General features: G+C 76.4%; 1 protein-coding gene. It reads left to right on the top strand.

The genetic code is table 11. From position 1 onward, the window contains the following. Nucleotides 1–365 (top strand): HNH endonuclease signature motif containing protein (locus tag E9529_RS21585; RefSeq protein WP_236833297.1); only part of this gene is annotated, 365 nt, incomplete at both ends.

Here is a 365-nt window from a genome sequence, read left to right as displayed (position 1 = left end):
GAACACGGCGCCGCCGCCGACTGCGGCTGCCCGCTGCTGCGCCGCCCGCCGACCGTGGCCGGGCACGACCCCTCCGCCGCCCAGGAGCGGTTCATCCGCCTCCGCGACCGCACCTGCCGACACCCCGGCTGCAGCCGGCCCGCCGGGCGCACCGACACCGACCACGTGGTGCCCTACGACTGCGGCGGCCGCACCACCTGCGAGAACCTCTGCTGCCTGTGCCGCACGCACCACCGGCTCAAGACCTTCGCCCGCGGCTGGCGGTTCGAGCTGCTCCCCGACGGCACCTTGCAGGTCACCACACCCAGCGGCGTCACCCGCAGCACCCGGCCACCCGGCCTCCGCGATCTGGAGGCCCAACCGGC

The sequence above is a fragment of the Blastococcus sp. KM273128 genome, assembly GCF_021698975.1.
Taxonomy (GTDB): domain Bacteria; phylum Actinomycetota; class Actinomycetes; order Mycobacteriales; family Geodermatophilaceae; genus Blastococcus.
This window is presented reverse-complemented; position numbering and strand designations above follow the sequence as displayed.